This is a genomic window from Rothia sp. HMSC062F03 (assembly GCF_001836905.1).
In the GTDB taxonomy this organism is placed as follows: Bacteria; Actinomycetota; Actinomycetes; order Actinomycetales; family Micrococcaceae; genus Rothia; species Rothia mucilaginosa_A.
The window spans coordinates 171,172-188,946 of the sequence record NZ_KV830882.1 but is presented as its reverse complement, the minus strand read 5'-3'; the positions used below and the strand labels follow the sequence as shown (position 1 = coordinate 188,946).

The window sequence follows — 17,775 nt, the reverse complement described above, 5'->3', positions numbered from 1 at the left end:
CATCTATGGCCAAGTCTCAGACCGTAAAAGCTCGGGAGGGTGACGTCCTTGATCAGGACTTCATCACTCCCGGGCGTTTCCGGGAGCTGGACGGGTTCCGCGGCCTGGCTGCTATTACCGTGGTGATTTATCACCTGGGTGTTCCCGCTACGGAGAACTATCCGCGGACTGCTCCTTCGCCCTATGACATTCCTCTGGGCGAGTTGGGTGTTCAGCTCTTCTTCATCATTTCCGGTTTCGTGATTCTGCTCAGCGCTATCAAGAGTGGGTCGGCACTGAAGTTCGCGGTTTCGCGTTTTTCTCGTATCTACCCGACCTATTGGTTTGCGCTGGCGGTATCGGCTCTGGTGTATTTCATCTACGGAAACCCCGGACGCCATATTACGATTCCGCAGACCCTGATTAACACGACGATGCTGCAACGCTTCCTGCGTGTGGATAACGTGGATCAGGTGTACTGGACGCTGGCAGTGGAACTGCAGTTCTACGTGATGGTTGCCCTGTACCTGATTATCCGGAAGGGAAAGATTTACCGTGGGGAGCTGACTACGATTCTGCTCACCTGGTCGGTTATCGGTACGGCTCTGTGTCTGCTTTTCCACCCGGAGGCTTCTCTCGGTGGAGCACCGAAGATGATTGTGTGGGCCGCGGTTGCGGAACATTCTTCACTCTTTAGCTTGGGCATGGTGTTCTTCATGTACAGCCATGATCGAAAGTTCACCTGGCATATTCCGTACTTTGCGATTCTGGCTTCCCTCAACGCGGCGCTGATGCATGATCTTGCTCATGGAATCGGTGTGGCATTGATTAGTCTGGTGTTCTTCATCGTTGTATACCTGAAGAATGTTCCGGTACTTTCGAGGGGTCCGCTGAATTTCTTGGGACGCATTTCCTATCCCCTTTACTTGGGCCACGCTATGGTCGGTTATATGCTTGTTGATATGTTCTACCCGGTGGCTGGTCCCTGGGGGGCACGTATTATTGCATTGGTTTTGGTGATCTGCTTCGCTTACCTGGTGCATATTTCCATTGAAACTAAGGTTTCTGCATCCTTCCGTTCTTTCCTCACTCGAAAGTTGACTAAGGCATGACCTCTACACCAACGGCTCTATGGGTCGTTCCGGTTCCCGATTTTGGTGGAGTAGCTCGGCACGTTGTCGATATGGCACGTGCCGGGCTCCCCGGCTTTAACCTGGTGGTTCTCGCGCCCGAGGGTAAGCTCACGAGCCGCCTCGAGGAACTGGGCGTCACCGTCATCAAGGCTGAGTTCGGCCCCGACTACGGTTTTAAGACTTCCTTTGTTTCTTTGCAGAAGGCTGTTGAGCAGCTCCGCCCGGATATTGTGCACAGCCACCTGGCGTATGCGGACGTTGTAGCGACCGCTGTGGTCAACGCACTACGCATCCGTAGCGTCATCAAGCGCGGTACCTGCGTACCGAAGCTTCTGACCACTGAGCACGGTATTGCCGGTAATGACTCGGTGTACCACGGTAGCTCCTGGCGTTCTAAGCTCATGGAGACCGTGCATCGTGTGCGCCTGTGGGGCACCGATCAGGCGATTGCTGTTTCTCGTTCTACCGCTGATCAGATGCGTGCCAAGTGGGGCGCTCGTGGCGTGGAGCTGGTGTACAACGGCGTGGATATCCCCGAGGTGCACGCGGCTGTTGAGCAACAGCGTGTTCCCGCAGAGGGAGGTCCGCGTATTCTCTCGCTGTCCCGTCTGTCCCCTGAGAAGGGTATTGACGTGCTGCTGGCTGCTTTTGCGCAGCTTCGTGTTGATTACCCGCAGGCGCATCTTGAGATTGCGGGCTCTGGTGATTTGGCGTCCGAGTTGCAGTCTCAGGCTCAGCGTCTGAACCTGGGTGATTCGGTGACCTTCAGCGGCTTCGTTAACCCGATTGAGGCGATGGGCCGTAGCGACATGATTGTTCAGCTGTCGGTGTGGGAGAACTGCTCCTACACTCTGCTGGACGCTAAGGCAGCTGGTCTGAAGACGGTCGCTACCGCTGTGGGCGGCAACCCGGAGATTTTGGGCGCCGACGAGCTGGTAGACCGTCAAAGTGCAACCTTGACTCAGGATGTTCTGCAGGCTATGCGTGCGCAGCTGCAGAAGAGTGAGGCTGAGCCTTTCACCTGGATTTCGAATGAGCAGATGGCTGCTCAGACGGTTGATATTTACACTCGCACATTGGAGAAGAAATGACCGTGTCTTTCTCGCAAAGTACAGAGACCGCAGCTTCTCAGCAGGATAAAAATCCTAATTCTCTCCAGGCATATCGCATTGGGCAGGCCACCGCGGGTGAAGTAAAGTACCTTGTCGGTAGCGTCTCAAGACTGTCAATGCTTGATTTTTGGGCTGGTTTTGGTCTGATCTTCATCGGCGTCCCTACGCCCATTGTGACCATGCCTGTGGGTACCGTTGTTGTGATGTTGTTTGTCTTGTACAAGCTGACAAAACCTGCCACCTTGGAGACACGGTATAACTCCTTGTTCTTCTCAATCATCTTGTTTGCTGTTGGCTGGGCTTTGTTTGAAAGTCTAGCTTTTAACGGCATTTCTGTTGATGAAGCGATTCGCCGTGCAATCCGCATGGCTGTGGTCCTTCTTCTGGCGTTGCAGATTGCTCAAAAGAGGATTGACATTCGTTCCCTCATCTTTGGCGTGGCTGCGGGCCTTATTTTCAACCTCATTGGATTTTATGCAGGTATTGCGCCCGATAACTACGGCGGTACGCTGACCGGCTGGCTGAACGATAAGAATCAGTCTGGTCTGTATTACGCAATTTTTGGCTTCCTTTTCGTGGCTATGGTCCGAAAGACAAGTCACCGTATCGTTGCTTTTGTTGTTACCTCCGGCATGCTGTGGCTGACCGGTTCCCGTACCTCTCTTGCCGCATATGCTTTTGCTGTCCTGTGGTTGTACTTCTCTCATCGCCTGAATTTGTTCGGTAAAGCAGTTCTTGCGTTGTTGTTTTACCAGGCTGTGAACTACCTGGAAGATAATTTTGCGCGTGCCGGTGCCTTCGCGGATCGACTCGGTAGTGACCTTCTGCGTGAACGAATCGATGAGACCATGTACCGCATGATTGATATGGTTCCTTGGTATGGTGGCGGTCTGGGTACCGCTCAGGTGCCACTTCAGAATCGTTACTTCTATTTCCACAATTCATATATGACGCTGGTCCAGGAGGCCGGATGGCTCTATATGATTGTGATTGTAGGCCTGATGATTTCTGCCGCATTCATGTGGAAGCAGCCGCGTGCTCAGCGCATTGTTATCGCCGAAGCCGCAATGGTGATTATCATTATTACCTCTCAGCGTCTTGGTGAGGTGATTCTGACTGTGCCTTGGGCTATCGTGGTGGGTCTTGCATTGCTGTACCTGAACCCGGATAAGGATCTGGACGCTTCGGATAGCGGACATCATGAACCAGGTGCTATGCAGAAGGCGCAGAGCAGCGACGAAAAACCTGCGCTGCAGAACGGCGAGCTTATTGAGAATGAAGCTCCTGCCCCTGTAACCCATCAAGAAACGCCCAAGAAGTCGACTACTTCTAAATCGTTTGACGTCAGTTCTATCCGTCAGCGGGCGAGGAAAGTATAACGATGAAAGAACTCTACATCGCTACCAATAACGGTGATATGGGCGGCGGTGAGGTCATGCTCCTGAACGTGGCCCGCGCGGCCCGGAGCCTTGGCTATAAGGTCACCATCGTCGGCCCCTCCGAGCCCAATCAGCTCGTGGAAGCTGCTGCGGATGAAGGCTTTGCACGTGTGGTACTGCCGGCTAAGAACCGCGCACAGTACATGGTGGCTCTGCGTAGCTGGCATACCCGCCACAAGGACGTTCTGCTCTGGTGCAACGGCCTGGTTCCTGCAGCGGCCACTGGCGGTCGTAAGAACCGCATTGTGCACCTGCACCAGCTACCGGCCGGATTGAACGCCAAGCTGGTGCCTTTCGCCCGTCGCAAGGCTTCCGTGACTCTGGTTCCCAGCCGCTATGTGGAGCACTCCTGCCCCGGCAGCGAAGTCTTTGCAAACTGGGTGAGCGGCGTGTCCACCGCCCTGGACCACAGCGTGGGCGACCGCCGCCTGCGCGTGGGGTACCTGGGCCGTCTGACCCCCTCGAAGGGTATCGCGACCCTCTGCTCGGCCATGAGCGTTTTGAATGCTGACGAGGTCGCCTACGACCTGGTCATCGGCGGTGAACCCGTGTTTGCCTCGGATGAGGAGCGCACCGAGGTGGAGGAAGCGCTGAAGCAGGTGTCGTCTTTCAGCACCCGACTCGGCTGGACCACCCCGGACCAGCTTTTTGGTTCCATCGATATGCTGGTGGTTCCCTCCATCGCGCCCGAGTCCTTCGGCCTTGTGGTTGCTGAAGCGATGAGCGCCCGCATTCCCGTCATTGTGAGTGATGCCGGCGCCCTAGCCGAGGTCGTGGGCGGCGAATCCTACCCCTATATCGTCTCGGCCGGTCAGCCTCTGGATTTGGCCGCCGCCATCAAGAGCCTAGGGGAGGAACTGCGCGAGAACTCCTCCGACCTGGCGGAACGCACCTCCGAACTGTTCTGGCGTTGGCAGGAGAACTACTCTCCCGAGGCGGGCAAGGTTCGCGTGGGCGAGGTTCTGGAACGCTTCGCTCGCTAATCCCTACGTCTGATCCCTCCCCACGGGATATTTCACTCAAACTCTCATCTCACCTCAACCCGAAGGAAAAGCATGACGACTCACCGTTACAAGGCTGCGGTCATTATCCCCTCTCGCGGTGGCGCGGAGATTCTGCACTACCCGCTGGATGCGCTTGCCGAGCAGACGGAGAAGGACTTCCAGGTCATCGTGGTCCTCGATGGCGATATCGATAACAGCGAGGCCGTGGTTGATCGCTACATCGCCGAGGGCAAGCTGAACCTGACCAAGATTGTCTTTGAGGAGAACCGCGGCCGAGTGGCGGCGCTGAACGCCGGCCACCGCGCGGCTGATGCCGATATCCTCATCCGTTGCGATGACGACCTGCAGCCGGCTCCCGATTACGTCGCTAACCAGATTCGTCTGCACCGCGACTACGACGGCGTGATTGGTACCCTCAAGAACGTGTACCCGGACACCCCGTACTCCCGTGTGTACGGTAACTTCCGCGATGCGCGCTTTAAGCAAGGTGCCCTGAGCGTGGCCGAAGAGGGACGCTGGCTGTACTGGAACGGAAACTCGTCGATTTCCGCTGAGTTCTACGAGCGTACCGGAGGCTATGATCCGGCTTACCGCCTCTACGGTTGGGAAGACGTAGACATGGGCAAGATGGTGCACGATGCCGGTGGCCGCATCATTATTTCTGACGAGGTTGAGGTCAAGCACTATGCTGAGGCCACCACCACCGCGGTGCGTGCCCTGCGCGCCCTGCACTCGGGATCTGCCCGCACGATTTTCGTCCGTAAGCACGGAGATGCCGCACATCCGGCCCCGAACCCGAGCGGCCCGTGGGGTTTCTTGGTCAAGACCCTGGCCCGGTTCACGACCGAGAAGACCATCAAGACCCTGGGCGATGCGAGCGATAAGATTCTGCTCAAACTGCCGGCGAAGCTGGCCGAGAAGCTGGTGGCTCTGCAGGTTGAGGCTGCATCCTACGCAGGTATTCATTATCCCGAACGCGCACAGAAAGTTTTCTAGGAGGGAAAAGAAAATGTCACTCGCTCAGCTCTTGACCTCCGCTCCGTTTACCGGGCCGAAGAATCCCGACGCGGTGCTGGCAGATATTCCGAAGGGCTTGAAGAAGGTGGCGCACCTGGTGCGTCGCTACGTACCCTTTGTGAAGCCGGAGGCAACAGAGGAAATCGCAATTGCTCACGACTACCTGACTCAGCGTGGAGGCGCCGAGCGCGTGGTCTTGGCTATGCATCGCGCGTTCCCGGACGCCCCGATTTACACGACCCTGTACGACCCGGAGGGAACGTTCCCCGAGTTCAAGGACGCGAAAATCATCACGAGTCCTCTGAACAAGATTGGCTACCTGCGCCGTAACCACCGCATGGCCCTGCCGATTCTTCCGCTGGCTTCCTCCCTTCTGAAGGTTCCCGCGGAGCGTGCCGTGGTATCGACGACGGGTTGGGCGCACGGCTTCAACTACGCGGGTCGCAAGTTTATCTACTGCCACTCGCCGGCTCGCTGGCTCTACCTGAGCGATCAGTACCTGGGCGAGAAGAGCACCGGTCCCGTGCCGCTGCTGCTGAAGACGCTACGTCCGGCGCTGATGCTGTGGGATCACTGGGCTGCGCACCGCTCAGCGATTTACGTGGGGAACGCCAGCGTCATTAAGAAGCGCATCGAGAACGTGTACGGCAAGAAGGACGTTCCGATCTTCTTCCCCCCGCACTCGGTGGACCCTAAAGCTCCGACGGAGCCGATTCCGGGTCTTGAAGAGTTCATGAGCGGGGAGGATTACTTCCTGATTGTTTCGCGTCTGCTGCCCTACAAGAACGTGGACAAGGCCGTGGAAGCCTGCAATAACCTGGGCAAGAAACTGCTGGTGATTGGTCACGGTCCCGAGAAGGAACACTTGCAGCAGATTGCGGGTGACACGATTCGGATTGCCTCGGGTGTGACGGATGCGCAGCTGCGCTACGCCTACCGCCACTGCCTGGCGCTGCTGGCAATTTCCTACGAGGACTTCGGCATCACTCCGTTGGAGGCCGGAGCGAGCGGCAAGGCGGTCATCGCGTACCGCGCGGGTGGCTTCCTGGATACGATTCAGGAAGGTAAGACGGGCGTGTTCATCGAGCAGCCCACGGTGGAGCAGCTACAGGCAGCTCTGGAGGTCTTCAACCCGAAGGACTGGGACGCCGACTACATCCGTGAGCACGTTGACGGTTTCTCGGAGGCTCGTTTTATCAGCCGACTGAAGTCCTACATCCAGGCGCTTCCCGAAGACCAGTAAAGGCGCTTCTCTCGCTTGTTCGTGCTCTTCGAGCGTTCATGGAGATAAAGAAGGCGGGGCGGTCAGACTAAAAGTCTGACCGCCCCGCCTTCTTTACGTTATACCCGCTTTTCAAGCTACAGAGAGGCCCTAGAGAGTCTCCAAGAGGTTCTTGGCGAGCAGCTCGGGAATGAAATCCTCAATCTGCGGCGCGATAACCTCTGCGGGCTGTTCGTAGAGCTCACAGATGGTCTCAATCGCTTCCTCCTCGCTCGTGGGTTCCTCGAAAAGACCCCAGATGATGGAGGCCGAGCCCTGCAGGATAGAGTGCTCCCCGGTGTCTAGATTCGCGATATACGTGGCGGTGGGGGAGTACTTGGCGAACTCCTCGGAATGTACGTAGGCGATATTTTCGGGGATACCATACACGGGCTGAGGGGATTCCACGGTCATTTTTTCACCTCGATTCCGAAGCGTTCAAAGAACTTGGCACGCACCTCGGCACGCGTGGGGGTACGGCCAAGCTGCATGGCCAGGTGGTCCTTATTGACGAAGAAGATATTCTTCAGGGTGCGTAGCTTATCGCGCAGGGTGGTTGCCGACCGAAGCCGACCAATCCACTGAACGTAGTGGGGGACATCCTGCGAAACGGAAAGCCACAGCAGATAGTCGCGATCGCCTCGGTACTGTTCAAGCCCGCCCATGGCCGCGCTGTAGGCCAGGTTTGAATCGAGCTCGTTGGCACGTTCCTTAAGCCGCTGCCAGTCTGCGTAGGACATGCGGTTCACCAGATAGTTGATATCCGCGCTGTAACGGGACGCGGCGCGGGCACGGTGTAGCACCACGATAAGGCGCGCATCCAGGTCTGAGGGGACCGTACAGGGCCGGTGAGCGATGAATCGGGTACGGCGGGCTGCCCAAATACGGTCAAAGGTCTTCTCGTAGTCACCGTGGCGGCCGAGGCCGGGGAAGAATCGATGAATATCGGTCAGGCCCCAGGAGGCATGGTAGAGGGTCATGGCGTGCTCGAACACTGAGCCCGTCTCAAAGTGGGCCTGGATACGCCAGCCATCCGCCAGGAGAATCTGCACAAAGCGGTCCACCTGCGATGGACGGACCAACAGGTCAGCGTCGGAGCTGTACCTACCCTTGCGGTAAATTTCCTGCGAGAACGCATAGCCTTTGATATGCAGAACGTCGATGGAATGCTTATCGGCTATGTGCTGGAAGTAGGCGTGCGCAAGCCGAATCCGTGCCGCGAGCGGAGTGGTGAGCGGCTCCGGGGTATTGGTGGAGTGAGTGGTCACAATAACCTTTCGGTGCACCGGTCTATACCAAATAAGTATACGGCGGGAGGGACAGAAACACTGCCCTTCCCGCCGTATGTTGCTCCCCGTGGGGAGAGGGTCGAAAGGTTATGCCTTGGGGGCTGAGGACTTCGACTTCGAGGACTTCTTATCGCCGTCCTTACCGTAGCCGTAGTAGGTTGCGTAGCCCACGTAGGTGCTTGCGTAACCGAAGCCGTAGTAGGAGTTACCCAGGCCCTTACGGGGTGCACGGTTCAGAACAAGACCGAAGAGGTTCGCGTTGACCTTCTTCAGGATGCTGGAAGCCTCGGTCATCTGCTCGCGGTGGCTGCGGCCAATCGAACCGACCAGAATCACGCCGTCCACAGAGTGGGAGAGCAACGATGCATCGGTCACGGGCAGCAGCGGCGGAACGTCGACCACCACGATGAACTCTTCGGAGAGTTCCTTGATGAGCTGGCGCATCTTGTCCGAGCCCAGAAGCTCAGAGGGGTTCGGGGGGATGCGGCCCGCGGGAAGCACGAAAAGGTTCGAATCGCCCAGCTGGTGCACGGCGTTTGCAATCTCCACCTGACCGGCCAGAACCTGGGTCAGACCGACCTTGGCGTCGAGCTTCAGCTTCTTAGCCACGGTCGGGCGGCGGAGGTCGGCGTCAATGAGGATGACGGGTGAACCGGCGTCGGCCAGGGAACGAGCCAGCGAGAGCGACACGGTCGACTTACCTTCACCGGGCACAGCGGAGGTGACGATAAAGGAGCGCGGGGGAGTATCAACATTCACGAAGCGCAGGTTGGTACGCAGCTGACGAATCGATTCCTGAGCGATGTGGTCGTCGGTGTCACCGTTCACGATGTTCTCTTCGTTCAGGTCCTCACTGACGGGCAGCACACCCAGGATGCTTGCGCCGGTTGCCTTGGTGGCGTCGTCACGGGTGCGGATGCGCTGATCCAGTGCGCGGCGCAGGAAGATGGCGGTGTACACCACGACCAGGCCGATAACGGCGCCAATCAGAGTGTTCTGCTGGTAGTTCGGGGAAACCAGCGGCGGGTTGACGCTTGCGTTGTTCAGCGGAATCACGCGGACGGTATTGCTGCTTGCAGAGGGGGTTGCCGCAGCGTTGCTATCGCCGTTAACCAGGGCCTGAGCGTTACCGGGGTTCTGCTCAATTTCCTTGATGTAGTCAGCGGTAGCCTGCAGAGCGCTGTTGGCGAGCAGCTGTGCGTTCTTCGGGGAAGAAGCCTGGGCGCTCACGGTAATCAGCGCAGCATTGTCACCTGCGGTTGCGGTGAGGCTAGAACGAATCTGACCGGTGGTTAGGGAGAGCTCAGGGGTGTTCTGCTTAATCTTCTGTGCCACGGCCTCGGAGGAGACGATAGCTGCGTAGGAGCGAGCACGCTCCTTAGCGGCTGTAGAGCCCGAGAGAACATCCACCGTACCGGACTCGCCCACGGTCACGTAGCCCGAGGACGAGGCGGCGTACACCTTCGGCTGCAGGGATGCATAGCCGAAGCCCACCGCGGCACCAATGATGATGCCAATAATCAGCAACCAGAGGTTAGCCCTCGTGGTGCGGAAGAATTCCAAAATGGTCATAGTAGTGAGAATACTCCAGAAAGTTTGAGTTAGTGTGTGCCCGTGACGTGGAGTACTGCCGCGGGCGGTGAAGGGATACGGTATATCCCCTGGGTTGCGGTGTGAAGCTTAGCGGAGCAATCCGAGCAGGTAGCTACCGTAACCGCTCTTGGTAAGCGGGGTAGCAATCTCGCGGAGCTGCTCGTCGGAAAGCCAACCGTGACGCCACGCAATTTCCTCCGGGCAACCGACGGACAGACCCTGACGGCTCTGAACAGTGCGGATGAAGTTAGTGGCATCAGCGAGTGAATCAAAGGTTCCGGTATCGAGCCATGCGGTGCCGCGCGGCAAAACCTCAACCTTCAGTTTACCCTGTTCCAGGTAGACGCGGTTAAGGTCAGTGATTTCCAACTCACCGCGCGGAGAAGGCTTAATCTGACGTGCATACTCTACAACCTTCGAGTCGTAGAAATACAGACCCGGAATAGCGTAGTCGCTCTTGGGGTTCTCGGGCTTCTCCTCAATAGAGAGGGCGTTGAAGTCCTCATCAAATTCCACCACACCGTAAGCGCGAGGATCAGCAACCCGATAAGCGAAGACGGTCGCGCCATCCTTCTGCTCGTAGGTGGCAAGCTGAGTACCCAGGCCGGGACCGTAGAAGATATTGTCACCGAGCACGAGGGCTACGGGGTCATTACCAATAAAATCAGCACCCAGAATAAATGCCTGAGCCAGGCCGTCCGGGGAAGGCTGAACTTTATATTCGAGATTAATACCGAAACGGGAACCGTCACCGAGCAGTCGCTGGAACTGCTCCTGATCGGCAGGAGTGGTAATAATCAAAATATCGCGGATACCCGCCAGCATGAGAGTGGACAGCGGGTAGTAAATCATCGGCTTGTCATAGACCGGAGTGAGCTGCTTGCTAATACCCTGAGTGATGGGGTGCAAACGGCTTCCGGTACCGCCGGCAAGAATAATTCCCTTCATAACTTCTTATTGTGTCATGTTTATCTCTTTGTTGAGGCGTAAAAATCGCTCTTTAGCCGGGTAAAATCTACCGTATGGCTCACATTCTTGTTACCGGCGGTGCCGGTTTTATTGGTTCGAACTTTGTTCACCACCTCATCGATAACACTGATCACACGATTACCGTGCTGGATAAGATGACCTACGCCGCAAATGCTGCGTCTTTGGAAGGTCTTCCCGAATCGCGTTTCAAGCTCGTCGTCGGCGACATCGCGGATCGCGAGCTGGCAGACGAACTGGTCGGCAAGGCTGACGCTGTTGTCCATTACGCGGCGGAGTCTCACAACGACAACTCGCTGGCCAACCCCGAACCCTTTATTCACACCAACCTGGTGGGTACCTTCAGCCTGCTGGAGGCGGTCCGTAAGCACGGCACCCGCTACCACCACATCTCCACCGACGAGGTCTTCGGCGACCTTGAGCTGGACGATCCCGCCAAATTCACCGAAACCACCCCCTACAACCCCTCCTCCCCGTACTCCTCCACCAAGGCAGGCTCCGACCTGCTCGTACGCGCCTGGGTTCGTTCCTTCGGCATCGAGGCCACCATCTCGAACTGCTCGAACAACTACGGCCCCTACCAGCACATCGAGAAGTTCATTCCTCGCCAGATCACCAACATCCTCTCGGGCCTGACCCCGAAGCTGTACGGCGAGGGCCTGAACGTTCGTGACTGGATTCACGCATCCGACCACTCCTCGGCCGTGCTGCGCATCCTGGAGCAGGGTAAGATTGGCGAAACCTACCTCATCGGTGCGGACGGCGAAGAGAACAACATCACCGTTCTGCGCACCATCCTGCGCCTGATGGGCAAGGACGAGAACGACTTCGAGCACGTTGTCGACCGCCCCGGTCACGACCTGCGCTACGCCATCGACGGTAGCCGCCTGCGTGCAGAGCTCGGCTGGGAGCCGAAGTTCACCGACTTCGAGTCCGGCCTGGCAGACACCATCAAGTGGTACACCGACAACCGCGGCTGGTGGGAGCCCCTGAAGGCTGAGGTCGAGGCTAAGTACGCGAAGGCTGGTCAGTAATGACCAAGGAGCTGAAGGTTACCGAGACCGAGATTCCCGGCCTGCTCATCATCGACCTGCCGGTGCACGGCGATAACCGCGGCTGGTTTAAGGAGAACTGGCAGCGCGAAAAGATGGTCGCCGCCGGCCTGCCCGACTTCAACCCGGTGCAGAACAACATTTCGTTCAACGCTTCGGTGGGTACCACCCGCGGTATCCACGCCGAGCCCTGGGACAAGTACGTGTCGGTTGCGACCGGCCGCATCTTCGGCGCATGGGTTGACCTGCGTGCCGGCGAGTCCTTCGGCAAGGTCGTCACCGTTGAGCTGGGCCCGGACACCGCCATCTTCGTGCCCCGCGGCGTGGGCAACTCCTTCCAGACCCTGGAAGAGAACACCGCCTACACCTACCTGGTCAACGACCACTGGTCGGCGGATGCGGTATCCGGCTACAGCTTCCTGAACCTGGCCGATGAAACTGTCGCCATCGACTGGCCCATCGACCTGGCAAAGGCTGAGCTCTCCGAGAAGGACCGCAACCACCCGCGCCTGAACGAGATTAAGCCCCTCGAAGCCGACCCGATTCTGATTATTGGCGCGGGCGGTCAGCTCGGCACCGAGCTGGTTCGCCAGCTCACCGAGCAGAACGTACCCTTCGTGGCCGTCGACCGTGACCGCCTGGACCTGGGCAAGCCCGAGCAGTGGCGCGACGCCTTCCGCTGGCGCTCCTTCCGCGCGGTCATCAACGCCGCGGCCTACACTGCAGTGGATCAGGCCGAGACCCCCGAGGGTCGTCGCGAAGCCTGGGCAGCCAACGCCCTGGGCGTGAGCGCGCTCGCCTCCATCTGCGAGGAAGCCAACCTGCCGCTGGTTCACGTATCCACCGACTACGTCTTCGATGGCTCCCTGCCCCTGGGCGAGGAGTACCCGGAGGATTACCCCCTGGCACCGCTGAGTGTTTACGGCGCGTCCAAGGCAGCCGGTGAGGTTGCCGCCGCCGCGTGGCGTAAGCACTACACCCTGCGCACCAGCTGGGTTGTTGGTGCCGGTAAGAACTTCGTGGGCACCATGGCCTCCCTGGCAGAGCGCGGCATCGACCCGTCCGTGGTTGCCGACCAGTGGGGTCGCCCGACCTTCACCCAGGACCTGGCAGCTGCTGCTCTGCACCTGCTCTTCTCGGGCGCGGAATACGGCACCTACAACGTGTCGAACACCGGCGAGGTCATCAACTGGGCCCAGTTCGCCCGCGCGGTGTACGAGGGTACCGGCCACGACCCGGCACGCGTCAGCGACACCACCACCGAGGCATACTTCGCCAACGCTGAGCTCTTCGCTCACCGTCCGACGAACTCGGCGATGGACCTGTCCAAGCTGATTGCCGCGGGATTCACCCCGCGCGATCACCGCGAGGCGCTGGCCGCATACCTGGCAGAAATGGGTTCCTAATCCCTTAAGGATTCGGACTCATACCGCTGACAACAGCATAAAAGGCGTGAAAATCGCCATATCACAGGTTCCCGGCTCTTGAAGAAGAGCCGGGAACCTGTACAATATTGTCTTGGCCAAGGCGGTGGAATACACGAAACGTGTAGGTCCGTAACTGACGGTGGCTGGTTGGAAAGAGATTTCTGGCGCCAGTCCCTATTCCACTTGGCGCATCACTTCTAACCAAGAAAGGGTGGACGACTCATGTCAGATACCATCAAAATTTCAGCTACCGTACGTAGCGACTTCGGCAAGGGCTACGCGCGCCGCATCCGCATGGCAGGCGACATCCCCGCCGTCATCTACGGCCACGGCGAAGAGCCCAAGCACGTAGTACTCCCCGGCCACGCAACCACCCTGGCTGCCCGCGTCCCCAACGCTATCCTCGACCTCGACATCGAAGGTGAATCACACCTCGCAATGATCAAGGACATCCAGCGTCACGCAATCCGCCCCGAACTGCAGCACATCGACCTGCTGACCGTTAAGCGCGGCGAGCGCGTTGAGATCGAGGTTCCTGTACACGTTGAAGGCGAGCCCGCTGTTGGCGCCGTTGCTAACCAGGAAGAAACCGTTCTTCTGGTTGAAGCTGACGCACTGAAGGCACCCGAAGCTTTGACCGTGAGCATCGAAGGCCGCGAAGCTGGCGCTCACGTTCTGGCATCAGATGTTGAACTGCCCTCAGGCGTAACCCTGGTTGCAGACGCTGAACTGCTGATCGTTAACGTTTCTGAGCCCGAGGAACTCGACGTTCCCGAGCCCGGTGAAGAAGGCGAAAACGCACCCGAGGGTGACATCGTTGAAGCTTCCGAGGAATCAGATTAGGCTGGCGAAGCTCACGACTCAGATAACTCAAAGCACTAAGACCGCGCCCTGCGCCTAGCGCAACAGTGATCTGTGGATGGCCCGCCGCTACCTCTCTTCTGAGGTGGTAGCGGGCCATACTCATAGAATGGTGTAGTCCATGAATTTTCTAAAAAACCTTTTACAGCGCCGTGGAAAGGGCGAAGATATGTCTGATGCGTGGCTCATTGTTGGTCTGGGGAACCCGGGCCCGGAGTACGAGAAAACCCGCCACAATATTGGTCAGATGGTTCTAGACGAGCTCGCCAAGGAAGTTGGCGGCAGCTTCAAGAAGCATTCCAAGGCCTCCGCGGTTGTGGTGGAGGGGCGCCTCGGTTTTGGTGGCCCCAAGGTCATCCTCATGAAGTCTCTCGGCTACATGAACACCTCCGGCGGCCCGGTCAGCGCCGTCGCCAAGTTCTACGGCATCGACCCCGAGCATATCATCGTCGTCCACGACGAGCTCGACATCCCCTTCGACACCATCAAGCTTAAGATTGGTGGGGGAGAGGGCGGCCATAACGGTCTGCGCGATATCACCAAGGCACTGGGCACCAAGGACTACTACCGCGTGCGTACCGGCATCGGTCGTCCGCCCGGACGCATGGACACCGCGGACTTCGTGCTCAAACCCTTCAGCAGTACCGAGGCGAAGGCTCTGCCGTTCCTCATCTCGAACGCCGCGGATGCAACCGTCATGCTCATCAAGGAGGGCCTACAGGCTACCCAGCAGCGCTACCACGGGGCCGCATCCGCATCCTAGCCGATTGCCTCGCCGCTGTGCGCCCCGCGAACTAGGCTCTACCTAACTATGCAAGAGCCACTCAAGGGAATAAGCTAGAAAAGAATGACGTTATACGCTCCACGACGGGAAAATACCCGCCCCGTGGAGCGTATGAGCGAGAGAAGAAGGTACCCGTGGCTGAATACTCCACCCCCGCCAACATCCCCCTGAGCGACGACGTTGTGCGTCAGCTCCGCCAGGACTTCCCGATCCTCAACACCGAGGTCAACGGGCACCCCCTGGTCTACCTGGATTCCGGGGCTACGAGCCAGAAACCCCTGCAGGTTCTCGACGCAGAACGCGACTTCTACCTGCGCGCCAACTCCGCCGTACACCGCGGCGCGCACACCCTTGCCGTCGAGGCGACCGACCTCTTCGAGGACGCTCGCCGCACCGTGGCCGGCTTCGTGGGTGCCACGGAGGAGGAGCTGGTGTGGACCTCCAACGCCACCGAGGCGCTGAACCTCATCGCCTACAGCATCGGTAACGCCTCCCAGGGCATCGGCGGCAAGCCTGCCGAGCGTTTTGCGCTGGGCCCCGGCGACGAAATCGTCACCACCGAGATTGAGCACCACGCGAACCTGATTCCCTGGCAGATTCTTGCCCAGCGCACCGGCGCAACCCTGCGCCACATCCCCGCCACCGAGGACGGCCGCATCGACTACGAGGCCGCCGAGGGCATCGTCAATGAGAAGACCCGCATCCTGGCCTTCACTCACGTCTCCAACGTGACCGGCGCGATTACCGACGTGCCGCGCCTGGTGTCTCTGGCCCGCAAGCACGGCGCACTCGTCGTGCTGGACGCCTGCCAGTCCGTACCGCACATGCCCGTGGACTTCCACGCCCTGGACGTCGACTTTGCCGCCTTCTCCGGTCACAAGATGCTGGCTCCCACCGGCATCGGGGCCCTCTACGGTCGTGCAGAGCTGCTGAACGCCCTGCCGCCCTTCCTGACCGGCGGCTCCATGATCACCCGCGTGGGTCTGCAGGACGCCGAGTACATGCCCGCCCCCATCAAGTTCGAGGCCGGTACCCAGCGCGTCTCGCAGGCGGTCGCCTTCGCCGCCGCCGTGCGCTACCTGCAGCACCTGGGCATGGAGAACGTTGAAGCGTGGGAACACGAGCTGGGCGCTCGCCTGGTTGAGGGCGTTCAGAAGATCGAGGGCGTGCGCCTGCTGGGCCCGACCGATCCCGCCCAGCGCGCGGGCCTGGTGGCCCTCGCCATTGACGGTGTGCACCCGCACGACGTGGGCCAGCTGCTCGATACGCAGGGTATCGCCGTGCGCGTGGGTCACCACTGCGCGCAGCCGCTGCACCGCTGCGCCGGCGTGACCGCCTCGACCCGCGCCTCCACCTACATCTACAACACGACCGAGGACGTGGACGCGTTCCTGAAGGCTCTCGCCGAGGTGCGCCCCTACTTCGGCCTCTAACCTCTACGGCGCGCACGGCGGGCATACCCGGGCTGCCGTGCGCGGCCGCGTTATCCTCACTAGACGATTCAACACACGGAAGAAGACCAAAATGTCTCTCGAAGCTCTCTACCAGGACATCATCCTGGAGCATTCTAAGGAGCGCATCGGCGAGCACCTCGTGGAGGTTCCCGCCGGCCATGCGAGCGCTGATAACCACCAGTACAACCCCACCTGCGGCGACGAGATCAACCTGCGCGTGGTGCTCTCTGACGAGCTGAAGGACGGGGAGAAGACCATTGAGTCGGTCTCCTGGGAGGGCGACGGCTGCTCCATCTCGATGGCGGCTGCTTCCGTGCTCTCGGATATGGCTTCGGGCATGACCCTTTCTGAGCTGCAGCGCCACGTGGATGCATTCCGCGAGATGCTGCGTTCCCGCGGCCAGGTGACCCTGGACGAGGAGGAGTACGGCGATATGGCTGCCTTCGCGGGCGTTTCGAAGTTTGTGGCTCGCGTGAAGTGCGCGATGCTCTCCTGGGTAGCCGTCGAGGAGGCCGCCAAGGAAGCCGCTCTGGAGGACTAGCACAGCCCGCGCGGCTCCCACCAGCTCCTTGCTGGGCGGCCCAAAGATGATCGCGACGGAATGAGGCGGACGCTACAGCGCGTCCGCCTCATTCCGCGTTTTATCCGAGCCCCGCGGGAAAAGATGACTGGTAAAATAATAGGTGCGGTTCGCCTAACCAGCGCCCCGCGAGGAACCTTTTTCGGACCAGCCCCGCCCGCATGAACGGGGCGGATGCGTTCCTCACCCTCCGACCCCTTCGGGGCGCCGGAGCGACCATCGCCGCTACCAACCACAAGGAACCCCTCATGATTATTGGCTACGCCGCAGGTGCCTACGACCTCTTCCACTACGGTCACCTCGAGATTCTCCGCAAGGCCAAGGAGAACTGCGACTACCTGATCGCAGGCGTCGTGCACGACGACGTCCTCGAAGTCACCAAGGGCCGCCGCCCCGTCATCCCTATCGAGGAGCGCGCCGCCATCGTCAGCCACATCGATTACGTGGACGAAGTGCACATCGAAACCACCCCCGACAAGCTCGAAACCTGGAAGCAGAAGCCCTTCAACATCTTCTTCAAAGGCGACGACTGGAAGGGCACCGAGAAGGGCCGCGCCCTCGAGGAACGCTTCGCCGAGGTGGGCGTGGAGGTGCACTACTTCCCCTACACCGAGCACACCTCCAGCACCAAGCTGCGCAAGGTCGTCGACCTGCTCGAGGCCGAGCACGACCTGCGCGCGGAGATGCACCGCTTCGCTGAGCTGCTGGGGGACCGCGAGTACTCCGAGGCGATTATCGCCTCCTAAAACCCTGCCGCTCTCGTGACCCCCAAGATGCATAAATCCCCGCCACCCAATCGGGTG

Annotated in this window: 17 protein-coding genes; 13 read left to right on the top strand and 4 right to left on the bottom strand. The window is 59.3% G+C overall.

Annotated elements, in window-relative coordinates; genetic code table 11:
- The first annotated feature begins 5 nt into the window (after window positions 1–5).
- The 6 genes from HMPREF2674_RS05070 to HMPREF2674_RS05045 all read left to right on the top strand — a co-directional run bounded on the left by HMPREF2674_RS05070 (window position 6) and on the right by HMPREF2674_RS05045 (window position 6,927).
- Window positions 6–1,091 carry an acyltransferase family protein gene (locus HMPREF2674_RS05070; protein WP_049332964.1) on the top strand — a complete coding sequence of 362 codons (1,086 nt, stop codon included), beginning with the start codon at window positions 6–8 and terminating at the stop codon, window positions 1,089–1,091.
- On the top strand, window positions 1,088–2,203 hold the full coding sequence (locus HMPREF2674_RS05065) for a glycosyltransferase family 4 protein (RefSeq protein ID WP_049332962.1): 1,116 nt from the start codon (window positions 1,088–1,090) through the stop codon (window positions 2,201–2,203). The genes HMPREF2674_RS05070 and HMPREF2674_RS05065 overlap by 4 nt, the downstream gene beginning before the upstream one ends.
- Window positions 2,200–3,603, top strand: coding sequence for an O-antigen ligase family protein (locus HMPREF2674_RS05060; protein ID WP_070824997.1), 1,404 nt, complete (start codon window positions 2,200–2,202; stop codon window positions 3,601–3,603). The genes HMPREF2674_RS05065 and HMPREF2674_RS05060 overlap by 4 nt, the downstream gene beginning before the upstream one ends.
- Before the next feature lie 2 nt (window positions 3,604–3,605).
- Entirely contained in the window at window positions 3,606–4,646 is a 1,041-nt protein-coding gene (locus HMPREF2674_RS05055) for a glycosyltransferase family 4 protein (protein WP_070824996.1), read from the top strand.
- Between the two features lie 72 nt (window positions 4,647–4,718).
- Window positions 4,719–5,663 (top strand): glycosyltransferase family 2 protein, encoded by a 945-nt coding sequence (locus HMPREF2674_RS05050; RefSeq protein WP_049343036.1) that lies wholly within the window; start codon window positions 4,719–4,721, stop codon window positions 5,661–5,663.
- A gap of 13 nt (window positions 5,664–5,676) precedes the next feature.
- Complete coding sequence (locus tag HMPREF2674_RS05045) at window positions 5,677–6,927, top strand: glycosyltransferase (RefSeq protein WP_070824995.1); 1,251 nt, start codon at window positions 5,677–5,679, stop codon at window positions 6,925–6,927.
- Between the two features lie 129 nt (window positions 6,928–7,056).
- On the opposite strand, the gene HMPREF2674_RS05040 is transcribed toward HMPREF2674_RS05045, so the two are convergent.
- From HMPREF2674_RS05040 to rfbA, 4 genes are all read right to left on the bottom strand, one after another.
- A complete protein-coding gene (locus tag HMPREF2674_RS05040; RefSeq protein WP_070824994.1) occupies window positions 7,057–7,359 on the bottom strand; it encodes a PqqD family protein in 303 nt (100 codons plus the stop codon).
- Window positions 7,356–8,213 carry a nucleotidyltransferase family protein gene (locus HMPREF2674_RS05035; RefSeq protein ID WP_080974951.1) on the bottom strand — a complete coding sequence of 286 codons (858 nt, stop codon included), beginning with the start codon at window positions 8,211–8,213 and terminating at the stop codon, window positions 7,356–7,358. The genes HMPREF2674_RS05040 and HMPREF2674_RS05035 overlap by 4 nt, the downstream gene beginning before the upstream one ends.
- Before the next feature lie 108 nt (window positions 8,214–8,321).
- The gene (locus tag HMPREF2674_RS05030; RefSeq protein WP_070824993.1) at window positions 8,322–9,806 is read right to left on the bottom strand and encodes a tyrosine-protein kinase domain-containing protein; all 1,485 of its coding nucleotides are present in this window, start codon (window positions 9,804–9,806) and stop codon (window positions 8,322–8,324) included.
- A 108-nt stretch (window positions 9,807–9,914) separates the two neighbouring features.
- The gene (gene rfbA / locus HMPREF2674_RS05025) at window positions 9,915–10,775 is read right to left on the bottom strand and encodes a glucose-1-phosphate thymidylyltransferase RfbA (RefSeq protein WP_070824992.1); all 861 of its coding nucleotides are present in this window, start codon (window positions 10,773–10,775) and stop codon (window positions 9,915–9,917) included.
- Between the two features lie 74 nt (window positions 10,776–10,849).
- On the opposite strand from rfbA, the gene rfbB reads away from it, so the two are divergent.
- From rfbB to HMPREF2674_RS04990, 7 genes are all read left to right on the top strand, one after another.
- On the top strand, window positions 10,850–11,848 hold the full coding sequence (gene rfbB / locus HMPREF2674_RS05020; RefSeq protein ID WP_049332946.1) for a dTDP-glucose 4,6-dehydratase: 999 nt from the start codon (window positions 10,850–10,852) through the stop codon (window positions 11,846–11,848).
- Window positions 11,848–13,272 carry a dTDP-4-dehydrorhamnose reductase gene (gene rfbD / locus HMPREF2674_RS05015; RefSeq protein ID WP_070824991.1) on the top strand — a complete coding sequence of 475 codons (1,425 nt, stop codon included), beginning with the start codon at window positions 11,848–11,850 and terminating at the stop codon, window positions 13,270–13,272. Before rfbB ends, rfbD begins: the two co-directional genes overlap by 1 nt.
- A 243-nt stretch (window positions 13,273–13,515) precedes the next feature.
- Complete coding sequence (locus tag HMPREF2674_RS05010; protein WP_005506952.1) at window positions 13,516–14,136, top strand: 50S ribosomal protein L25/general stress protein Ctc; 621 nt, start codon at window positions 13,516–13,518, stop codon at window positions 14,134–14,136.
- Between the two features lie 187 nt (window positions 14,137–14,323).
- Window positions 14,324–14,917: an aminoacyl-tRNA hydrolase gene (gene pth / locus HMPREF2674_RS05005; RefSeq protein ID WP_070824990.1), complete on the top strand. Its 594-nt coding sequence runs from the start codon at window positions 14,324–14,326 to the stop codon at window positions 14,915–14,917.
- Window positions 14,918–15,072: 155 nt separating this feature from the next.
- Complete coding sequence (locus HMPREF2674_RS05000) at window positions 15,073–16,371, top strand: aminotransferase class V-fold PLP-dependent enzyme (RefSeq protein WP_070824989.1); 1,299 nt, start codon at window positions 15,073–15,075, stop codon at window positions 16,369–16,371.
- A 91-nt stretch (window positions 16,372–16,462) separates the two neighbouring features.
- The gene (gene sufU, locus HMPREF2674_RS04995) at window positions 16,463–16,933 is read left to right on the top strand and encodes a Fe-S cluster assembly sulfur transfer protein SufU (protein WP_049346769.1); all 471 of its coding nucleotides are present in this window, start codon (window positions 16,463–16,465) and stop codon (window positions 16,931–16,933) included.
- Between the two features lie 287 nt (window positions 16,934–17,220).
- The gene (locus tag HMPREF2674_RS04990; protein ID WP_070824988.1) at window positions 17,221–17,718 is read left to right on the top strand and encodes an FAD synthase family protein; all 498 of its coding nucleotides are present in this window, start codon (window positions 17,221–17,223) and stop codon (window positions 17,716–17,718) included.
- Window positions 17,719–17,775 lie beyond the last annotated feature (57 nt).